Source organism: Bacillus sp. JK62, assembly GCF_053663455.1.
On sequence record NZ_JBSJQA010000002.1, the window covers coordinates 147654 to 168014 of the forward strand.

At 44.7% G+C, this 20361-nt stretch carries 16 protein-coding genes and 2 pseudogenes; 17 read left to right on the forward strand and 1 reads right to left on the reverse strand.

The genetic code is table 11. The features are described 5' to 3' along the window. Nucleotides 1-133 precede the first annotated feature (133 nt). The 7 genes from dnaE to ACWJJ4_RS05940 all read left to right on the forward strand — a co-directional run bounded on the left by dnaE (nt 134) and on the right by ACWJJ4_RS05940 (nt 10452). Nucleotides 134-3475: a DNA polymerase III subunit alpha gene (dnaE, locus tag ACWJJ4_RS05910; protein ID WP_217904188.1), complete on the forward strand. Its 3342-nt coding sequence runs from the start codon at nt 134-136 to the stop codon at nt 3473-3475. Nucleotides 3476-3614: 139 nt separating this feature from the next. Continuing rightward, on the forward strand, nt 3615-4847 hold the full coding sequence (locus ACWJJ4_RS05915; protein ID WP_007613079.1) for an NAD(P)-dependent malic enzyme: 1233 nt from the start codon (nt 3615-3617) through the stop codon (nt 4845-4847). A 328-nt stretch (nt 4848-5175) separates the two neighbouring features. Continuing rightward, on the forward strand, nt 5176-6048 hold the full coding sequence (gene accD, locus ACWJJ4_RS05920) for an acetyl-CoA carboxylase, carboxyltransferase subunit beta (RefSeq protein WP_003152441.1): 873 nt from the start codon (nt 5176-5178) through the stop codon (nt 6046-6048). Then, nucleotides 6033-7010, forward strand: coding sequence for an acetyl-CoA carboxylase carboxyl transferase subunit alpha (gene accA, locus ACWJJ4_RS05925; RefSeq protein ID WP_007408067.1), 978 nt, complete (start codon nt 6033-6035; stop codon nt 7008-7010). The genes accD and accA overlap by 16 nt, the downstream gene beginning before the upstream one ends. Nucleotides 7011-7201: 191 nt before the next feature. Next, nucleotides 7202-8161, forward strand: coding sequence for a 6-phosphofructokinase (gene pfkA / locus ACWJJ4_RS05930; protein ID WP_003152443.1), 960 nt, complete (start codon nt 7202-7204; stop codon nt 8159-8161). A 39-nt stretch (nt 8162-8200) separates the two neighbouring features. Then, a complete protein-coding gene (pyk, locus tag ACWJJ4_RS05935; protein ID WP_017418349.1) occupies nt 8201-9958 on the forward strand; it encodes a pyruvate kinase in 1758 nt (585 codons plus the stop codon). A 110-nt stretch (nt 9959-10068) separates the two neighbouring features. Then, complete coding sequence (locus ACWJJ4_RS05940) at nt 10069-10452, forward strand: FxsA family protein (RefSeq protein ID WP_012118168.1); 384 nt, start codon at nt 10069-10071, stop codon at nt 10450-10452. Between the two features lie 31 nt (nt 10453-10483). Here ACWJJ4_RS05940 and ytvI read toward each other — a convergent pair whose 3' ends face one another. Beyond that, nucleotides 10484-11599: a sporulation integral membrane protein YtvI gene (gene ytvI / locus ACWJJ4_RS05945; protein WP_454021505.1), complete on the reverse strand. Its 1116-nt coding sequence runs from the start codon at nt 11597-11599 to the stop codon at nt 10484-10486. A gap of 97 nt (nt 11600-11696) precedes the next feature. On the opposite strand from ytvI, the gene ACWJJ4_RS05950 reads away from it, so the two are divergent. The 10 genes and pseudogenes from ACWJJ4_RS05950 (at nt 11697) to mdh (ending at nt 20304) form a co-directional block, all read left to right on the forward strand. Next, entirely contained in the window at nt 11697-12161 is a 465-nt protein-coding gene (locus ACWJJ4_RS05950; protein WP_094247667.1) for a DUF441 domain-containing protein, read from the forward strand. Between the two features lie 124 nt (nt 12162-12285). After that, a pseudogene (locus tag ACWJJ4_RS05955) lies at nt 12286-12422 on the forward strand (peptidoglycan-binding domain-containing protein); the annotation flags it as partial. A 162-nt stretch (nt 12423-12584) separates the two neighbouring features. Continuing rightward, a complete protein-coding gene (locus ACWJJ4_RS05960) occupies nt 12585-12995 on the forward strand; it encodes a YjdF family protein (protein ID WP_454021506.1) in 411 nt (136 codons plus the stop codon). Between the two features lie 194 nt (nt 12996-13189). After that, nucleotides 13190-13317, forward strand: a pseudogene (locus tag ACWJJ4_RS05965) (peptidoglycan-binding domain-containing protein); the annotation flags it as partial. A 128-nt stretch (nt 13318-13445) separates the two neighbouring features. After that, on the forward strand, nt 13446-13877 hold the full coding sequence (locus ACWJJ4_RS05970; RefSeq protein WP_454021507.1) for a terpene synthase: 432 nt from the start codon (nt 13446-13448) through the stop codon (nt 13875-13877). 288 nt (nt 13878-14165) lie between these two features. Beyond that, nucleotides 14166-15299: a Rap family tetratricopeptide repeat protein gene (locus ACWJJ4_RS05975; RefSeq protein ID WP_025853231.1), complete on the forward strand. Its 1134-nt coding sequence runs from the start codon at nt 14166-14168 to the stop codon at nt 15297-15299. Between the two features lie 312 nt (nt 15300-15611). Continuing rightward, nucleotides 15612-15950 (forward strand): hypothetical protein, encoded by a 339-nt coding sequence (locus ACWJJ4_RS05980; RefSeq protein ID WP_264101113.1) that lies wholly within the window; start codon nt 15612-15614, stop codon nt 15948-15950. An 819-nt stretch (nt 15951-16769) separates the two neighbouring features. Then, nucleotides 16770-17888, forward strand: a complete 1119-nt coding sequence (gene citZ / locus ACWJJ4_RS05985) for a citrate synthase (protein WP_017418343.1) — start codon at nt 16770-16772, stop codon at nt 17886-17888. A gap of 160 nt (nt 17889-18048) precedes the next feature. Next, a complete protein-coding gene (gene icd, locus ACWJJ4_RS05990) occupies nt 18049-19320 on the forward strand; it encodes an NADP-dependent isocitrate dehydrogenase (protein WP_003152454.1) in 1272 nt (423 codons plus the stop codon). 45 nt (nt 19321-19365) lie between these two features. After that, nucleotides 19366-20304, forward strand: coding sequence for a malate dehydrogenase (gene mdh / locus ACWJJ4_RS05995; RefSeq protein ID WP_003152455.1), 939 nt, complete (start codon nt 19366-19368; stop codon nt 20302-20304). Nucleotides 20305-20361 lie beyond the last annotated feature (57 nt).

Below are 20361 nucleotides of genomic sequence, written 5' to 3' on the forward strand. Positions count from 1 at the left end.
ACCTCACTTTTCTATCATATTGAGCGAAACGGACAAGTATGATGATGAGTCAAAAAAGAACATTTGTTTCTTAAGAAAACCCGTCTTATAATGTAGAAAGGCAAAATGAACGTATGGGAAAGGAGTGGCGGCATTGTCGTCTTTTGTTCACCTGCAAGTACATAGCGGCTACAGCCTGTTAAACAGCGCCGCTTCTGTAAAAGAGCTTGTTACACAAGCGAAGGAACTCGGATATTCATCATTGGCGCTGACGGACGAAAATGTGATGTACGGCGCCATTGAGTTTTATAAAGCATGCAAATCAAACGGAATTAAGCCGATTATCGGTCTGACGGCTTCTATATACACGGACGATACAGAGCTTGAAGCACACCCGCTCATTCTTTTAGCGGAGACAAACACCGGTTATCAGAACCTGGTGAAAATCTCAAGTGCGCTGCAATCCATGGCAAAGGGCGGCATGAAGCGAAAATGGATGAAGAGCTATCATGAGGGGCTGATCGCCATTACGCCCGGTGAAAACGGGTACATTGAAAGCCTGCTTCAAGCCGGGAAGTTTGAAGAAGCGGTCCGGGCTGCCGAAGGATTCCGGGAGCTGTTCGGAGACGGCCGTTTTTATTTAGGGTACCAGCCGTTTAAAGGACATGAGGCGTTATCAGAAGAGATTCTCCGCCTGTCAGCCGAGACGGAAATCGCTGTCTGCGCTGCGGGGGATGTCCGCTATATCAAGAAAGAGGATCAAGATGCGTACCGCTGTCTGTGCGCTATTAAAGCCGGAGAGAAATGGGAGGATCAGAGCGGGAATCTGCCGGACTTATACTTGAGGACGCCTGAAGAAATGGCAGAGCTTTACACGCGGCATCCGGAAGCGATTGAAGCAGCCGCCCGTATCGCCCGGCAATGCCGGGTCGATGTCAGCCTCGGACAGACACAGCTTCCGTCTTTTCCGGCGCCGGACGGCAAATCAGCCGATGACTATTTGGCGGAAGTCTGTCATGAGGGGCTGCGTCTCCGTTTCGGCACTCCTGATGAGCGGGCTGTCCGCCGGCTTGAATATGAGCTGGACGTCATCAGGCGCATGAAATTCAGTGATTATTTTCTCATCGTATGGGACTTTATGAAGTACGCGCATGAAAAGGGCATTGTGACAGGCCCGGGAAGGGGGTCCGCGGCAGGCTCGCTTGTCGCTTACTCGCTTTTCATTACCGACGTGGATCCGCTTAAACATTCTCTGCTGTTTGAGAGATTTCTTAATCCCGAGCGGATCAGCATGCCGGATATTGATATCGATTTCCCTGATACGAGAAGGGATGAGGTCATTCAGTATGTACAAAATAAGTACGGGGCCATGCACGTCGCCCAGATTATCACCTTCGGGACATTGGCCGCAAAGGCGGCGTTAAGGGATACCGGGAGAGTGTTCGGAATCAGCCCGAAAGAAGCCGACCAGCTTGCCCGCCTGATTCCGTCAAAACCGGGAATGACGCTTGAGGAGGCGAGGCGGCAGTCCGCTCAGCTGAACAGGCGGCTGTCCGAATCCGCCGTTCTTCATAAAGTGTTTCAGATCGCAAGGAAAATTGAAGGTCTTCCGAGACACACGTCAACACACGCGGCCGGGGTCGTTCTCAGTAAAGAGCCGCTTTCGGAAGTTGTCCCTCTTCAAGAAGGGCATGACGGCGTGTATTTAACGCAGTATGCGATGGATCACCTGGAAGATCTCGGTCTTTTGAAAATGGACTTTTTAGGTTTGCGCAACCTGACGCTTATTGAATCCATTAAAACGATGATTGAAAAAGAGACGAATACGAAAATTGATTTTTCCGAGATTTCTTATCAGGATGAAAAAACGTTCTCGCTATTGTCAAACGGTGATACGACGGGCATTTTTCAGCTGGAATCATCAGGAATGAGAAACGTGCTGAAGCGCCTGAAGCCGTCAAGACTGGAAGACATTGTCGCGGTTAACGCGCTTTACAGGCCGGGACCGATGGAAAATATTCCGTTATTTATCGATCGGAAGCACGGCCGCGCGCGTGTGGAAGTGCCGCACGAGGACGTAAGAAATATTCTCAGTGACACTTACGGCGTCATCGTCTATCAAGAACAGATAATGATGATCGCCTCGCGCATGGCAGGGTTTTCATTAGGTGAAGCGGATCTGCTCAGACGGGCTGTCAGCAAAAAGCAAAAGGACATTCTGGACAGAGAGCGAAGCCATTTTGTTGAAGGGTGCTTAAAAAAGGAGTATTCTGTAGTCACTGCAAACGAGGTCTACGATCTGATTGTAAAATTCGCTAACTACGGATTCAACAGAAGCCATGCTGTCGCATACAGCATGATCGGCTATCAGCTCGCCTATTTAAAGGCGCATTATCCGTTATATTTTATGTGCGGGCTGTTGACGAGCGTCATCGGCAATGAGGACAAAATATCGCAATATCTGCATGAAGCGAAGGGGAGCGGGATTCAAGTCCTTCCGCCGTCAATAAACAAAAGCGGTTTTCCGTTTGCGCCGGAAAACGGAGCCGTCAGATACAGTTTGCGGGCCGTTAAAAACGTAGGCGTCTCGGCAGTGAAAGATATTTATAAAGCAAGAACACATAAACCGTTCGAGGATCTTTTCGATTTCTGCTTTCGCGTACCTGCAAAAAGCGTGAATCGGAAAACCATCGAAGCCCTTATATTTTCTGGCGCCATGGACGAATTCAATCAAAATCGCGCCGCCTTGCTGGCTTCCGTTGATGTGGCTTTAGAGCACGCTGAACTTTTTCGTGCAGACGATGACCAAATGGGATTGTTTTTGGAAGAATCGTTCTCCATTAAGCCAAAATATGTAGAGGCTGAGGAATTTCCGCTCGTGGACAAGCTTCGGTTCGAAAAAGAAGCTCTCGGTGTTTATTTCTCAAGCCATCCTTTGTCTGCTTTCAGGGATCTCCTGAACAAACGGGGGGCGCAAGCGATCACAGCAGCGCGGCAGATGCCGAAGGGACAGCTGTCAATCGGCGCTTTGCTCGCGGGCATCAAAACGATTCGGACAAAGACAGGTCAGCATATGGCGTTTCTCACATTAAGCGATGAAACGGGAGAAATGGAAGCCGTCGTGTTTCCTGACCAATATAGAAGGCTGTCTCCGCTGTTAAAAGAAGGCGCGCTTTTATTCGCCGCCGGAAAAATGGAAGAGCGTCAGGAGAAGACACAATTCATCATGTCATCCGCCTCTCTTCTTGAGCAGACGGAGGCAGACAGAGCGCCGTCTGTTTACATCAAAATCGAAGGCAGCCGGCACAATCAGGAGTTTTTGGAAAAGATGAAGCGTATTTTACTGGAGCATAAAGGGGAAACCGGCGTTTATCTATATTATGAAAAAGACAAGCAGACGATCAGGCTGCCGGATACTTTTCATATTCAGGCGGACCATCAGGCGTTATACCGTTTAAAAGAGCTGCTGGGCCGCGAAAACGTCGTGTTAAAATAGTGGTAACAATAATCGTTTTGTTATACAATTGAAACAATTGTGCTATCTTATTTAAAGATTCTGAAATTTTTCACCTCCAGCGATTGTACCAGTCTATGCGGCAGAATATGTAACAAAGTACTTAAAAGGAGTGTTTAGAATGTCATTAAGAGAAGAAGCGTTACATTTACACAAAGTAAATCAAGGAAAGCTGGAATCAAAAGCAAAGGTAGAAGTCAGAAACGCGGACGACTTAAGCCTTGCCTACTCTCCCGGAGTAGCTGAGCCTTGTAAAGAGATTTATGACGATAAAAATAAAGTATATGATTATACAATGAAGGGGAACATGGTAGCAGTCGTAACAGACGGATCAGCCGTTCTCGGTCTCGGTAATATCGGGCCTGAAGCTTCACTTCCGGTCATGGAAGGGAAAGCGGTGCTGTTCAAAAGTTTCGCGGGCGTGGATGCATTCCCGATCGCGCTTGACACAAACGATGTGGACAAAATCATTGACACTGTGAAGCTGCTTGCACCGACATTCGGCGGTGTCAACCTTGAAGATATTGCGGCGCCGAACTGCTTCATTATCGAAGAGCGCTTGAAAAAAGAAACAAACATTCCGGTTTTCCACGATGATCAGCACGGCACTGCCATCGTAACCGTTGCCGGACTTGTAAACGCGCTGAAATTATCAGGAAAATCCATGTCATCCATTAAAGTTGTGGCAAACGGAGCGGGAGCGGCAGGCATCGCGATCATTAAGCTTCTTTACCATTTCGGCGTACGCGACATCGTGATGTGCGACTCTAAAGGAGCGATTTACGAAGGGCGTCCGGCTGGCATGAACGCGGTGAAAAACGAAGTGGCAAAGTTTACAAACCAAGACCGAAACGACGGTTCGCTGCAGGATGTCATTAAAGATGCAGACGTCTTTATCGGCGTATCAGTCGAAGGCGCGCTGACAAAAGAAATGGTGGAGAGCATGGCGAAAGATCCGATTATCTTCGCAATGGCCAACCCGAATCCGGAAATCATGCCTGAAGACGCGCGCGCAGCCGGCGCTAGCGTAATCGGAACAGGCCGTTCTGATTTCCCGAACCAGGTTAACAACGTACTGGCATTCCCAGGAATTTTCCGCGGGGCGCTTGACGTACGCGCGACTCACATCAACGAAGAAATGAAAATTGCTGCGGTTGAAGCGATTGCTTCCCTTGTTTCAGAGGAAGAATTAAGCGCTGATTATGTCATCCCGGCTCCATTTGACAAACGCGTGGCTCCTGCCGTTGCGAAAGCTGTTGCGAAAGCAGCGATGGAAACGGGCGTCGCCAGAATTACGGTCGATCCTGAAGAAGTGGCTGAAAAAACAAGACAGCTCACGGTCATCGGCGAATAATAACACAAAAATGAAATGGCAGCGCGTTGGAAAAAAACAACGCGCTGCTGTTCAATATACGGACTGCCGGCATTTTTTTAAGGGCAGGTCTTAAAAAAATTTCAGCAGAATCCTTATTTCTTTTGAAAACGCTGACAGATAAGGCTGAACAACGCTTTTGACGGTATGAAATCCGTCCGTTTCCGTCTGTTTTGCAGCAAAAAATGTCGAATGGAGGATGACACCGTTTGACAAAAAAAGTACAATAGTTTCGGTAAAGTTATTATTAAGTCTATCTAATCGGAAGACATGCAGTGAAGAGAACCCTTCACAAAAGGGAGGTAATCATTTGTTAAAGGATATATTCACAAAAAAGAAAAAATATGCTTCCGTGCCGTCTGAGCAGGCAAAACATGATGTTCCGGAAGGCATTATGACAAAGTGCCCCAAATGTAAAAAAATCATGCTCACAAAAGAGTTAGATAAAAACCTGCGCGTCTGCATGAACTGCGGGCACCATTTCCCGATGAATGCAAAGCAGCGCATTGAAAGCCTCCTGGATGAAGATTCATTCGAAGAATTCAACCAGGGAATGATATCTGAAAACCCGCTCGGTTTCCCGGAATACTTAGAAAAAATCGAAAAAGACCGTGAGAAAACATCTCTGAATGAAGCGGTGGTTACCGGAAAAGGAACCATCAGCGGATTCCCTGCCGTGATCGCGATCATGGATTCAACATTCCGAATGGGCAGCATGGGTTCGGTTGTCGGCGAAAAAATCACGCTTGCAATTGAAAAAGCAAAAGAGGAAAAAGTCCCGTTTATCATCTTTACCGCTTCCGGCGGCGCACGTATGCAGGAGGGGGTCTTAAGTCTTATGCAAATGGCAAAGACAAGCTCTGCATTAAAACTGTTCAGTGAGGAGCAGGGACTGATTATTTCTGTCATGACCCACCCGACGACAGGCGGCGTATCGGCCAGTTTCGCGTCTCTCGGTGATTATAATTTCGCTGAACCGGGCGCCTTGATCGGATTTGCAGGAAGACGTATTATTGAACAGACGATCGGGGAAAAACTGCCGGAAGATTTCCAGACGGCGGAATTTTTATTAAAGCACGGCCAGCTTGATGCGGTGATTCACCGAAACGACATGAAAGACAAACTCGCATTTCTGCTGGACATGCACCAAACAGGAGGTGAGCATGAGTGGCTGCAAGATTAGAATTTGAAAAACCGGTGATTGAACTGCAGACGAAAATCGCCGAACTGAAAAAATTCACCCAAGATTCGGAGATGGATTTAAGCGCTGAAATCGCAAGGCTTGAAGACCGGCTCAGCAAGCTCCAGGATGAGATTTATAAAAATCTGAAGCCGTGGGACAGAGTGCAGATCGCACGCCTTCCCGACCGGCCGACGACGCTTGATTACATTCAATACCTGTTTACCGACTTTTTTGAGTGCCACGGAGACAGAACATACGGAGATGATGCTGCGATTGTCGGCGGAGTCGCCAAATATCACGGCATGCCGGTCACCGTCATCGGACATCAGCGCGGAAAAGACACGAAAGAAAACCTTGTCCGCAATTTCGGGATGCCTCACCCTGAGGGCTACCGCAAAGCGCTTCGTCTCATGAAGCAGGCGGATAAGTTCAACCGCCCGATTATCTGCTTCATCGACACGAAGGGAGCGTACCCGGGTAAAGCGGCGGAGGAACGGGGACAAAGTGAAGCCATCGCCAAGAACCTGTTCGAGATGGCCGGCCTGACAGTGCCTGTCGTTTGTATCGTCATCGGGGAAGGCGGCAGCGGAGGCGCGCTTGCGTTAGGTGTGGGCAACCGCATGCTGATGCTTGAGAACTCGACGTATTCCGTTATTTCTCCTGAAGGAGCCGCGTCCATTTTGTGGAAAGATTCCAGCCTTGCGAAAAAAGCGGCCGAAACCATGAAGATTACTGCGCCCGATTTATTAGAATTAGGAATTATTGATGATATGATTAAAGAAGTGAAGGGCGGAGCTCACCATGATATCAAGCAGCAGGCGGGCTACATTGACGGTATTCTTAAAGAAACGTTAAAATCTCTTCTTCAATTGAACGCCGAAGAATTGATCTCACAGCGCTATGAAAAATATAAAGCAATCGGGAAAGTTTCGGTTGAGGATCAATATATCGGGGTAAACTGAATAGACGTGAAGCCTATGGCTCACGTTTATTTTTTGTGATTTTTGTGATATTCCTTAAATTTTATTTAAAAACAATTTATTTAATTGTATAATAGGTAAGGTTTCATGGGAGCTCAGGCGTCCCTTTTCATTGTTTTAGGGCAATGATCATGATATGTTTAACATATATATGTTGCTGAGGTGAATAGGAAATGAAGCGTATAGGAGTACTAACGAGCGGCGGGGATTCCCCGGGTATGAACGCTGCGGTGCGCGCGGTTGTGCGGAAAGCTATCTACCACGACGTCGAAGTGTACGGAATTTATAACGGTTATTCAGGATTAATCAGCGGAAAAATAGAAAAACTGGAGCTGGGTTCGGTCGGTGACATCATCCACCGCGGCGGAACAAAGCTCTATACGGCCAGATGTCCTGAATTCAAAACAGTTGAAGGCCGTGAAAAAGGAATCGAAAATTTAAAGAAACTCGGCATTGAAGGTCTTGTCGTCATCGGCGGAGACGGTTCATACATGGGTGCGAAAAAATTAACGGAACACGGGTTTCCGTGTGTAGGTGTACCGGGTACGATAGATAATGACATCCCGGGAACTGATTTTACGATCGGATTTGATACGGCGTTAAACACCGTAATTGATGCGATTGATAAAATCCGTGACACCGCTACGTCTCATGAGCGTACATACGTTATTGAAGTGATGGGGCGCCATGCGGGCGACATTGCTTTATGGGCAGGTCTTGCAGGCGGAGCGGAATCAATTTTAATTCCTGAAGCGGACTACGATATGGAGGAAATTATCGGCCGTTTGAAGAGAGGGCACGACCGCGGCAAAAAACACAGTATCATCATCGTTGCAGAAGGGGTAGGCAGCGGGGTTGAATTCGGAAAACGCATTGAAGAAGAAACGAACCTTGAAACACGGGTATCCGTTTTAGGGCACATCCAGCGCGGCGGATCTCCAAGCGCTTCTGACCGGGTTCTTGCAAGCCGCCTCGGCGCTTACGCGGTTGAGCTTCTGCTTAAAGGAAAAGGCGGACGCTGCGTAGGTATACAAAACAACAAGCTTGTAGACCATGATATTATAGAAATTTTAGAATCAAAACATACTGTTGAACCAAACATGTATCAGCTTTCAAAAGAACTGTCTATTTAAGGCGGAAGAAGCTGAAGATTTCAGAAGGAAGTGAACGAGTTGAAAAAAACAAAAATCGTTTGTACAATCGGTCCGGCCAGTGAAAGTGTAGAAATGCTGACAAAATTGATGGAAGCGGGTATGAACGTTGCTCGTCTGAATTTTTCACACGGTGATTTCGAAGAGCACGGCGCAAGAATCAAAAACATCAGAGAAGCCAGCAAAAAGCTCGGCAAAAACGTGGGGATTCTCCTCGATACGAAAGGTCCGGAAATCCGCACGCACGATATGGAAAACGGCGCGCTTGAGCTTCAGGCGGGAAATGAAATTATCGTTTCTACGAAACAGGTGCTGGGAACGCTTGAAAAATTCTCAGTTTCTTATGAAGGCCTGGCAGACGACGTGTCAGCAGGGTCTATCATCCTGCTGGATGACGGTTTAATCGGATTGGAAGTGCTGGAATCAAATCCGGAAAAACACGAAATCAAAACAAAAATCTTAAACAGCGGCACGCTGAAAAATAAAAAAGGCGTAAACGTTCCCGGCGTCAGCGTCAACCTTCCCGGAATTACTGAAAAAGACGCCAAAGACATCGTATTCGGTATCGAGCAAGGCGTTGATTTCATCGCTGCGTCATTTGTACGCCGTTCTACGGATGTCCTGGAAATCCGCGAACTGCTTGAAGAGCATAACGCGTCTGACATTCAAATCATTCCTAAGATCGAGAACCAGGAAGGCGTGGACAACCTGGATGCGATCCTGGAAGTATCTGACGGCTTAATGGTAGCGCGCGGAGACCTAGGCGTAGAGATTCCGGCTGAAGAAGTGCCGCTCGTGCAAAAAGAAATGATCAAAAAATGCAACGCGCTCGGCAAACCGGTTATTACTGCGACACAAATGCTTGACAGCATGCAGCGCAACCCTCGTCCGACACGTGCTGAAGCAAGTGACGTTGCCAACGCCATTTTCGACGGCACAGATGCGATCATGCTTTCCGGTGAGACGGCTGCGGGACAATATCCTGTTGAGGCGGTTCAAACAATGTTTAACATCGCCACACGCACGGAAGAATCTCTGAACTACAAAGAAATTCTGTCTAAACGCAGAGATCAGGTCGGCATGACGATTACCGATGCGATCGGCCAATCAGTTGCGCACACGGCGATCAATCTGAGTGCGGCAGCTATCGTTACGCCTACAGAAAGCGGCCATACGGCGCGTATGATCGCGAAATACCGTCCGCAGGCTCCGATTGTAGCCGTTACGGTTAATGAGTCTGTATCACGCAAACTCGGCCTTGTATTCGGTGTATTCCCGTCAAGCGGCCAAAACGCGAATTCTACCGATGAAATGCTTGAAGACGCGGTTCAAAAATCACTTGACAGCGGCATCGTGAAACGCGGTGATCTGATTGTCATTACAGCAGGTTCTGTCGGTGAATCAGGCACGACGAATCTGATGAAAGTCCACACTGTCGGCAGCATTATCGCGAAAGGGCAAGGCATCGGACGCAAATCTGCATTCGGTCCGGTCGTTGTTGCAAAAAATGCGAAAGAAGCTGAACAAAAAATGACAGACGGCGCAGTATTGGTTGCTTCAAGCACTGACCGCGACATGATCGCTTCACTTGAAAAAGCATCAGCGCTCATCACTGAAGAAGGCGGTCTGACAAGCCATGCAGCCGTTGTCGGTTTAAGCTTGGGCATTCCGGTTATCGTCGGCCTTGAGAACGCAACTTCAGTTTTAACAGAAGGACAGGTTATCACAGTTGACGCTGCCCGCGGCGCTGTGTATGAAGGCCGCGCAAGCGTTCTTTAAACAGCTTTAAAAAAGAGAGGGGGGTTCTCCCTTCTCTTTTGTCTTTAGGCTGATTTTCCTATTCCCATGCGGGCGGTGACGCGCTTTTAGAAGGGCAGGAGGGCAGAAAAATGAGAGTGTTATTCTTACTGTTTATCGTATGTCCGGCAATTGAAATCGGTTTGTTTCTGCTGGCGGGAAAATGGCTCGGTATTTTTCCGACCTTCCTTCTCATCATTTTGACAGGCGTGTTAGGCGCCTTGGTGGCAAAAAGACAGGGAACCGATGTGTATCATCGGGTGATGCGCGACCTGCAGCACGGCAAAATGCCGGGGGAAGCGCTTCTTGACGGAATATGCGTCTTTTTCGGAGGCCTGCTTTTGATGCTTCCGGGTTTTCTGTCCGATATTGCAGGGGCCTGTCTTCTGATTCCGTTCACTCGGAACCGCATGAAGCCGCTTTTGTTCAAATGGCTGAGAGGAATGTCAAAAAACAAGCGGATCATTATCAAATAAAAACGGCAGCCTTCTTACAGGGCTGCTGTTTTTATTTGGATTGAACAGTAATATAGGCCCATATTTCTTTTAGAGCGCCCGTTGTGATAAAGGCCTGAATGAAAACGAGCAGCGCGGGCCCGGCAGCCAGTCCTAAAATTCCGAACAATTTAAAGCCGGCAAACAGGGCGATTAAGGTCGCAAGCGGATCAAGTCCGATTGACTTGCTTAAAATTTTCGGCTCCGTCAGCTGGCGCTGAATGAGAACCACAATATATAAAACACCGAGACCGATCGCTTGAGGAAGCTGACCGGCAATGGCTAAATACATAATCCAGGGAACAAAGACCGACCCGGCGCCGAGATACGGGAGCAGATCAACCAGGCCGATAAAAAAGGCGATGGTTGCCGCATGCTCAATCCCTAAAAGAAAAAGTCCGATAAAGACAATGATCATCGTGAAAAGTATGAGCACGGCCTGCGCCTTAATGAAACCTGCCATCGCTTTTTTCAGCTCTCCCGATACGGCCTTGGCGTTTGCCGAAACCCATTCCGGAAAAATGGAATAAAGCAGCGCCTTCAGCTTATGCCAGTCCTTTGTCATAAAAAAAGTCGCCAGCATTGCGAAAATGAAGACGGCAGCTGTATTGGGAAGGAAGGCAATCCATTTCGGCACCAGCTCCAAAAGATGTGAAAGCATGAGCCCCGCATTTTTAGCGGCTGTATCACCGAGGGTCTGAATATGCGTCACGATGGAAGCCTGCTGATTGGTTTCCAGCCCGTTAAATAAGACGGTCAGCTCGTGATACAATGGCTGAATGCGGGAAGTGAACAGCTCTTCGCAATACGTCATAAAGGCGCTGATATGGGGAGGGAGCGTTTTGGCCAGATAGGCGGTTCCCGAAATGATTTCCGCAACGAGAAATGTCGCCGCGCCGAGAAGAATAAGCAAAAAGAAGACCAGGACAATGACTGTATTGACTGACCGTGGCAGCCCCGTCAGTTTGTCCAGCCAGTCAACAACGGGAATGATCGCTGATGACAGAATAAGGGCGATCAGAAACGGATAAGTTAACGGAAATGAGGCGTAACCGGCCGCTAAAGCGCCGCCGGCCGCAGCGAGTACAAACAGCGCGCGGAAAAAAACAGTTGCATAGTGCGGATTCACATCGATCCTCCTCTCGGTCGGCACGTCCTATTACATTAGTTTATTCGTCAAAAAAAAGGATATGATTACAGATATGATGAAAGAGGGTGCTTTCAGGATGTTTACACAGGCGAATTTATTTTTACTATTATTGCTGGCCATCGCATTGGTAGCCAAAAATCAGTCATTGCTTTTTGCCGTCGGCTTTCTCATTGTGATAAAAGCTGTCGGTCTTGATCAGAAACTATATCCGGTTATTCAGTCAAAAGGCATCAACTGGGGGGTCACCGTCATTACAATCGCCGTTTTAGTGCCGATTGCCACAGGTGATATCGGTTTTAAACAGCTCGGAGAAGCGATGAAATCATATTATGCGTGGATCGCTCTCGGTGCCGGGATCGCGGTTGCCTTAATCGCCAAAAACGGTCTCACCCTATTGGAAAACGACCCTCATATTACAACGGCGCTGGTCATCGGCACGATACTTGCCGTCGCGCTTTTCGGAGGCGTCGCCGTCGGCCCGTTAATCGGCGCCGGAATCGCCTACTTGGCCATGCAAATCGTTAAAATATTCACTTCATAAAGTAAAAAAGCGGCGTAAAGCTGCTTTTTTTTGCGGGTGAAAATAAGAGTTTGCAGCGCATTTTGTAGTTCAGACAAATGCCATTTGCATTATTCCGAGGAATGAAGTGGCTTACCATGTAACAAAGAACTTCGGAATCGACGGCGCATATTGTGCGATGACAGCGGATGCAGTAAGGCGGTTCCAATTGATGAATGGATTAAAAGCTGATGGAATTTATGCACTTGAACCAAATCAAAACTTGAAGTGTTGTTAAAATAAGCGGAGACCCTTTCCTTCAATTTGAAAGTTTGTTAAATTTATAGTGAGAATGAAAAAACACAATTCGGTTGGTAGTCCGGATGCATTATTTAAAATGTCAGTAACCTTCCCCTCCTCGGGATGTCCATCATTCTTCAGTAAATTTAGGAGGAGGGAATCGTTATGAAATTAACGGTTTACTACGATGGTCAGTTTTGGGTAGGAGTCATTGAAGTTGTGAATAATGGGAAATTAAGAGCCATTCGTCATTTGTTTGGACAAGAGCCCAAGGATTCAGAAATCATGCATTTTGTTCATAATCAACTTTTACAGACTCTCTCCCGTACTGAACAAGCAGGGGTTTGTGTTAAAGCAAAATCTAAGAAGTTAAACCCAAAAAGATTACAACGGCAAGCTTCTAAAGAGATGAAAAATATCGGGATATCAACTAAGGCGCAAAAAGCGATAAAACAGGAGCTTGAAGCAAGAAAAGAAAAGAAAAAACAACTGAACAGAAAACAAAGAGAAAAAATAAAGGAACAAAAATATTTAATCAGAAAACAAAAAGCAAAAGAAAAGCATAGGGGCAAATAGTTGGAGAACCCGATGGAGCCCTTCGATTGAAAAGTTGAGCGGCATCAGTTTTTTCTTCGGACTGATTTAGAAAGAAGAAGCAGAAATCAAGCCCTTCTCGAGATGAGGAGGGTTTTTCTGCATTTATTTAACTTCACTTACATCAGTAAATGAGTCAGTCAGTTTCAATTGATGAACGGTTTGATGAGGATATTTACGGCCCGAAAACAGCGCAAATGCAGTCAAACGATTCCAGTCCATGTACGGCATGACTGCTGACGGCATTTATGGACTAAAGACAAAGATGAAAATCAGCGTTAAAGAAACAAGAAAAATTAGATAAAGAACGAAAAAAATTACTAAATATAGTTGGATTGATATATTATTGAATCCTGCATATGTGATAACAATAGCAGCTTTAAATAGGTGTAACAGTAGGTTTGGGTTTTAATATTTGAGTAGGGGGAAATAATGCTATCTCTTAATAGAGCTTTAAAATTACGTGATTTAGAAGTTTTTCGTGTGCTGAAAGATGGTAACATTTTATCTTACGTAATAATTGAAGATACTCGAAAGCCATTTACAGAAGAAGACAAAAAAATAGCACCATTGTGTTATATGGATGAAGAAGATATTAATGTGATTTTAAATGTTTTTAAGATTTCAATTGTTAATGATGAAAAATTAAATGAAGATGATTCAATTTTTATAAGATCTTACTTTTCCGAATTTGTTAATCATACAAATTTAACGAATTTTATTATTAAAGAATATGTTCAAAAGAATTTATATGATTACGATGATGAAGATGACATCATTTTCTTTAATAGAATTTTACGTAGTATAGGATCAGATTATGTTATCAAAGAATTTGACGATATAAATTGGATTTATTTATCTTAAGATTGATTTCTTATTTAGATTTTGGAGTACAGAAGATAATTTCTGTACTCCTTTTTAAGGCAAAAAATAGACTTCTAGTTTCTCTTTATAGCATAAATATACTTGACGAAAATCGTAAGTTTAGCATCCGCAAGGGTGTATATAAGTGTTTTATTCATGGATGTTCTATTTCCAAAATCGCTATCACTTTTTGTTATTTTCGGTTAATTAGGAAAATTGCGGTATTTTTTCGTTTACAGAAAATAAGAAATTAGTGGAAAATAAATCAAAAGAGGAGGAGGGGAATGCATGGACCAAGTATTACCGTCTTCACATGTAGGCGTTAAAATTAACGAGTGGTACAAGATGATTCGTCAATTTAGTGTGCCAGACGCGGAAATTTTAAAAGCCGAAGTGGAAAACGAAATAAAAGAAATGGAAGAAGACGAGTATTTACTTATTTATTACTCGCTCATGACTTTTCGTCATCAACTTATGCTGGATTATCTAAACCCAGAAATAAAGTATAGGTCTGATAGGCCAACCACCACAGAACTACTTGAGAAGATTGAGAAACCACAAAAAACACTTACCGGCCTCTTAAAATATTACTCGCATTTTTTTCGCGGAATGTACGAATTTGATCAGAAGCAATATGTAGAAGCAATTAATTTTTATCGTAAAGCAGAGATGGAAATTCATCATGTCTCTGATGAAATAGAACAAGCTGAGTTTCATTTTAAGTTGGCAGAGGCTTATTATAATATGAAACAAACGCACGTATCCATGCATCATATTCTAAAAGCGTTAGAAATTTATGATCGAAATCCGCTTTATACCGTCCGAAAAATTCAAAGTTTATTTGTAATTGTGGGTAATTATCTTGATTTTAAACATTACGAAAAAGGATTACAGCATCTTAAGGAAGCCTTGAAGCTTTCGCAAGAATTTGGTCATAAAAGGTTGATTTCCTCTGCTCTTTATAATTTGGGTGAAAGTTATCACTACATGGGACAAGAAGAAAAGGCCGAAGCGTATTTGAGACAAGCAATTGAGATTGGTGAAGAAATGAAATTGAGAACTCTGCCCCATTCATATTATTCACTTTCCATAGTATTATTTAAACAAAAGAAAACAGCCGCGGCAGGCCAAGCTTTAAAAGAAGGTTTAAAAACAGCAGTAAAATATGACGACAATTTGTTTTGCTTATTAACAGAGTTTTTATACGTTTTATTTGCTGAACCCATTAACAAAGAAAGCCTTGAGGAAATTTTAAGTAAGCTTGAAAATATTCATATGTATTCGTATGTCGAAGAGTTGACACTTTTAACAGCAAATTTTTTCAAAGAAATGAAGGACTTTGAAATGGCTACAATTTTTTATGATAAGATGGTGGAGTCTCAACTTCAAATACAGCGGGGGGATTGTTTGTATGAATATTAAAAAAGCAATTTGTTTCTCTGTCTCTGCTTTCGCTATTACGTTCGGTATAATTGCTTTTGTAGGAAACACGACTCATCTTCATCATAATGCAGCCAAAACTGATAACGAGGTAATACAACTAGCTGCGCGACTGCAAACATGATTTCAAAACTAAAAAAGATGTGGCCTTTTAAAAGGTTGCATCTTTTTTTATTGTCAAGTATTTTTGTTTTTTCTCTTATTAAAAAAACATTAATTTTCATAATAATATAGGTGGGGATAAACAAACAAATGACTAGCAGCAGAAAACCTAAGGAACTAACATAATAAACGATGACACCACAAATTATTGCGTTTATTATTGTCAAAATCAATTCCCTCATTTTCCACCCCCCTATTTCAAATCATAGCTTAAATAACTCAAAAAAAGGCAGCGTTTTCAAAAACAAACTTAAACGTGTATTTGAAAGGAGAAAGACCTGTGGGTTTTTAAGAACCAACAAGTCTTTGGTGATCGGTATTATTTCCTGGTCACTGGTGTTTAGTGGGGTTACTTTGGCTTTTGCCACAGAAAAGGAAGAGGGTAATAGAGGAAATATTGTTACCTCCGATTTAGACCCTAATGTGAGTATTGAAAATTTGATGGTTTATCATACTGCTGGATTAAATTAATATGCCTCAAGCAATGTCTTGAAAAATGCAGCTTATGTTCAGGCGAAATGGGACGGGCAATTGAAACCAGATTATACGATACCGGCTTATGCAGTTGCTTCGGCGGCATCAGGTGGTATAGGTATGTACCATATTACAAGATATTTGACTGCAACTTTTAATTTAGGCTGGGGCTTAGGCTGTTGCATTTACAAGTATGGTAACAGGTTAAGTTGCTTCAAAGGGTGATATTCGTTTGAAGTCCGCAGAAAAATACAAATGGATCGTTATATACACAAAAGCGAAATACGAAGTAACAACAAAGATATTTATAAGAAAATTTGAGCCAACTAAAACCAAGACATGGATTTCCGAAGCTGATCCGAATATTGATTCAGTCGAGTAAACAAAATACCCCCCTTCTCCGGTAAAGAAGGGGGGGTAAATTTGCGGTGAAGTTGTCGCGCCTGTCCTTTTAATGTTTCCCCAAAGCTCCCCCAAATGAAGACATAGAATACATGGTTTTACAAAGCATCTGAAAGCACACGATTAAATTTATCAACGCCAAGCCTTGATATATAGGGCTTTTAAAACATTTTTAGTTAAAAGTCTACAAATTAATCAGATTATTGTTTATAATAAGAATAGGCTTAAACTTAAATAAGCTTATAAGAATTTGTTATGTTCCTCTATAAGCATACCGGTTATGTAACCGCAACCAGTGAAATGTAAGCATTTTCTTAAAGGGGAAAGGGATTGTTTGCATGACTCATTTTAAGTAAGCCGTATGTTTTATATACTCTTTAAAGGGGAATTTTGATTGAAAAGGAGAGGTTGAATATGACAGCAACACGCGGTCTTGAAGGGGTTGTAGCAACAACATCATCTGTAAGCTCTATTATCGACGATACCCTTACATATGTAGGGTACGATATTGACGACTTGACAGAGAATGCAAGTTTTGAAGAAATCATTTATTTGCTGTGGCATCTGCGCCTGCCGAATAAAACGGAACTTGCTGAACTGAAAAAACAGCTTGCGAAAGAAGCTGCCGTTCCACAAGAAATCATTGAGCACTTCAAATCCTATCCCCTCAATAACGTACATCCAATGGCTGCGCTCCGGACGGCGATTTCATTACTCGGTCTGACTGACAGTGAAGCCGATGTCATGAATCCGGAAGCGAACTACAGAAAAGCCATCCGTCTGCAGGCGAAAGTGCCGGGCATTGTCGCCGCTTTCTCAAGAATCCGCAAAGGACTTGATCCTGTTGAACCGAAGGAAGAGTACGGAATCGCGGAGAACTTCCTTTACACCTTAAACGGTGAAGAGCCTTCTCCGATCGAAGTGGAAGCGTTTAACAAAGCGCTCATTCTTCATGCGGATCATGAGCTGAACGCATCAACATTTACGGCGAGAGTATGTGTCGCCACCTTATCTGATATTTACTCAGGCATCACCGCCGCCATCGGCGCTTTAAAAGGACCGCTTCACGGCGGAGCCAATGAAGCCGTCATGAAAATGCTGACAGAAATCGGCGAAGTGGAAAACGCCGAGCCTTATATCCGCAGCAAAATGGAGAAAAAGGAAAAAGTAATGGGCTTCGGACACCGTGTGTATAAGCATGGAGACCCGCGCGCCAAACACTTAAAAGAAATGAGCAAACGCCTGACGAATCTGACGGGTGAAAGCAAATGGTACGAGATGTCAATCCGTGTCGAAGAAATCGTGACGTCGGAGAAAAAACTCCCGCCTAACGTTGATTTCTATTCCGCATCTGTATACCACAGTCTCGGCATTGATCACGATCTGTTCACGCCGATCTTTGCGATCAGCAGAATGTCAGGATGGATCGCCCATATTCTTGAACAGTACGATAACAACCGCCTCATCCGCCCGCGCGCTGATTACACGGGCCCGGATAAGCAGACTTTTGTTCCGATTGATGAAAGAGCCTGATCAAACGGGAGGCTGGTGATTTTCATGTCGTTAGCCTCTTGTTAATCAAGCCCGGATTGGTTTACAATTTTGATAGAATCTTGAGAAAAGTCATTTTATTTTTTATACAAGAAAAATAAAATGTTTTCTAAATATGAATTACATACTGGGAGGTAATATTGTGTCACAAGGTGAAAAAATTACAGTCTCTAATGGAGTATTAAACGTACCAAATAATCCGATTATCCCGTTTATTGAAGGCGACGGCACAGGCCCTGATATTTGGAACGCCGCTTCTAAAGTATTGGAAGCCGCTGTTGAAAAAGCATATAAAGGCGAGAAAAAAATCACGTGGAAAGAAGTTTATGCCGGTGAAAAGGCTTATAATAAAACAGGTGAGTGGCTTCCTGCCGAAACGCTGGAAGACATCAGAGAGTACTTCATCGCCATCAAAGGTCCTCTGACGACACCGGTCGGCGGGGGTATCCGTTCTCTGAACGTGGCGCTGAGACAGGAGCTTGATTTGTTTACGTGCCTGCGCCCTGTCAGATATTTCACTGGAGTGCCTTCTCCGGTCAAACGTCCTGAAGATACGGATATGGTCATTTTCCGCGAGAATACGGAAGATATTTACGCCGGAATTGAGTATGCGAAAGGTTCTGAAGAAGTTGAAAAGCTGATCAGCTTCCTGCAAAATGAAATGGGCGTTAACAAAATCCGTTTCCCTGAAACGTCAGGAATCGGCATCAAGCCTGTTTCTGAAGAAGGCACAAGCCGCTTAGTCAGAGCTGCCATTGAGTATGCGATCGAAAACGGCCGTAAGTCTGTCACGCTTGTCCACAAAGGAAACATCATGAAGTTCACTGAAGGGGCATTTAAAAACTGGGGCTACGAGCTTGCCGAAAGAGAATACGGAGATAAAGTATTCACTTGGGCTGAATATGACCGCATTGTCGAAAAAGACGGAAAAGAAGCGGCTGATAAAGCGCAAAGCGAAGCGGAAGCGGCAGGGAAAATCATCGTCAAAGACAGCATCGCTGATATTTTCCTTCAGCAGATCTTAACCCGTCCGAGCGAATTCGACGTCGTGGCGACAATGAACTTAAACGGAGACTATATCTCTGACGCGCTTGCCGCTCAGGTAGGCGGAATCGGGATCGCGCCTGGAGCGAACATCAACTATGAAACAGGGCATGCGATTTTCGAAGCGACTCACGGAACGGCTCCTAAATATGCCGGCCTTGACAAAGTCAACCCGTCATCCGTCATCCTTTCAGGAGTGCTTCTTCTTGAACACCTGAACTGGAATGAGGCTGCTGACTTGATCATTAAATCTATGGAAAAAACGATTGCTTCAAAAGTAGTAACGTACGATTTTGCTAGATTAATGGACGGTGCAACTGAAGTGAAATGTTCAGAGTTCGGTGAAGAGCTCATCAAAAACATGGACTGAACCTAAAGCAGACTTCTAATGAAGCCAAAAAAGGAGAAGAGAATCATGGGAAAAACACGCAGTAAAGTTTCTGTTATCGGAGCAGGATTTACGGGAGCGACAACAGCCTTTCTTACAGCTCAAAAAGAGCTTGCGGACGTTGTGCTCGTTGATATTCCGCAATTAGAAAACCCGACAAAAGGAAAAGCGCTAGACATGCTCGAAGCAAGTCCGGTTCAAGGATTTGACGCGAAAATCACAGGCACGTCCAACTACGAGGACACAGCCGGTTCTGATATCGTCGTCATCACAGCCGGAATTGCGAGAAAACCAGGCATGAGCCGTGATGATCTCGTATCTACAAACGAAAAAATCATGAGAAGCGTCACACGTGAGATCGTGAAATATTCTCCTGACTGCATTATCGTTGTATTGACAAACCCTGTTGATGCGATGACATATGCGGTGTACAAAGAATCAGGCTTCCCGAAAGAACGCGTCATCGGACAATCCGGAGTGCTTGACACTGCGCGATTCAGAACATTCGTCGCTGAAGAATTAAACCTGTCTGTAAAAGATGTGACCGGTTTTGTTCTTGGCGGACACGGTGACGACATGGTTCCTCTCGTCCGTTATTCCTATGCGGGCGGCATTCCGCTTGAAACGCTTATCCCGAAAGACCGTCTTGATGCGATTGTAGAACGCACAAGAAAAGGCGGCGGGGAAATCGTCAACCTTCTCGGAAACGGAAGCGCCTACTACGCGCCTGCTGCATCACTGACTGAAATGGTAGAAGCCATTTTGAAAGATCAGCGCCGCGTGCTTCCGACCATCGCTTACTTAGAAGGCGAATACGGTCATGAAGGCATTTACTTAGGCGTACCGACGATTATCGGAGGAAACGGCCTAGAGCAAATCATCGAGCTTGAACTGACAGACTATGAAAAAGCGCAGCTGAGTAAATCAGTTGAATCTGTCAAAAACGTGATGAAAGTATTGTCATAAGAAAAAAGGGAAGGCTTCCGAATCAGAAGCCTTCCTCTTTTTACAATTAATGAAAGC

What these genes read in the sequence shown, in the direction of transcription:
- citZ (WP_017418343.1), top strand. Translation starts at nt 16,770, where the DNA reads ATGACAGCAACACGCGGTCTTGAAGGGGTTGTAGCAACAACATCATCT.
- ACWJJ4_RS05940 (WP_012118168.1), top strand. Translation starts at nt 10,069, where the DNA reads ATGAGAGTGTTATTCTTACTGTTTATCGTATGTCCGGCAATTGAAATC.
- ACWJJ4_RS05980 (WP_264101113.1), top strand. Translation starts at nt 15,612, where the DNA reads ATGACACCACAAATTATTGCGTTTATTATTGTCAAAATCAATTCCCTC.
- ACWJJ4_RS05975 (WP_025853231.1), top strand. Translation starts at nt 14,166, where the DNA reads ATGGACCAAGTATTACCGTCTTCACATGTAGGCGTTAAAATTAACGAG.
- ACWJJ4_RS05960 (WP_454021506.1), top strand. Translation starts at nt 12,585, where the DNA reads ATGAAATTAACGGTTTACTACGATGGTCAGTTTTGGGTAGGAGTCATT.
- ACWJJ4_RS05915 (WP_007613079.1), top strand. Translation starts at nt 3,615, where the DNA reads ATGTCATTAAGAGAAGAAGCGTTACATTTACACAAAGTAAATCAAGGA.
- mdh (WP_003152455.1), top strand. Translation starts at nt 19,366, where the DNA reads ATGGGAAAAACACGCAGTAAAGTTTCTGTTATCGGAGCAGGATTTACG.
- pfkA (WP_003152443.1), top strand. Translation starts at nt 7,202, where the DNA reads ATGAAGCGTATAGGAGTACTAACGAGCGGCGGGGATTCCCCGGGTATG.
- ACWJJ4_RS05970 (WP_454021507.1), top strand. Translation starts at nt 13,446, where the DNA reads ATGCTATCTCTTAATAGAGCTTTAAAATTACGTGATTTAGAAGTTTTT.
- ACWJJ4_RS05950 (WP_094247667.1), top strand. Translation starts at nt 11,697, where the DNA reads ATGTTTACACAGGCGAATTTATTTTTACTATTATTGCTGGCCATCGCA.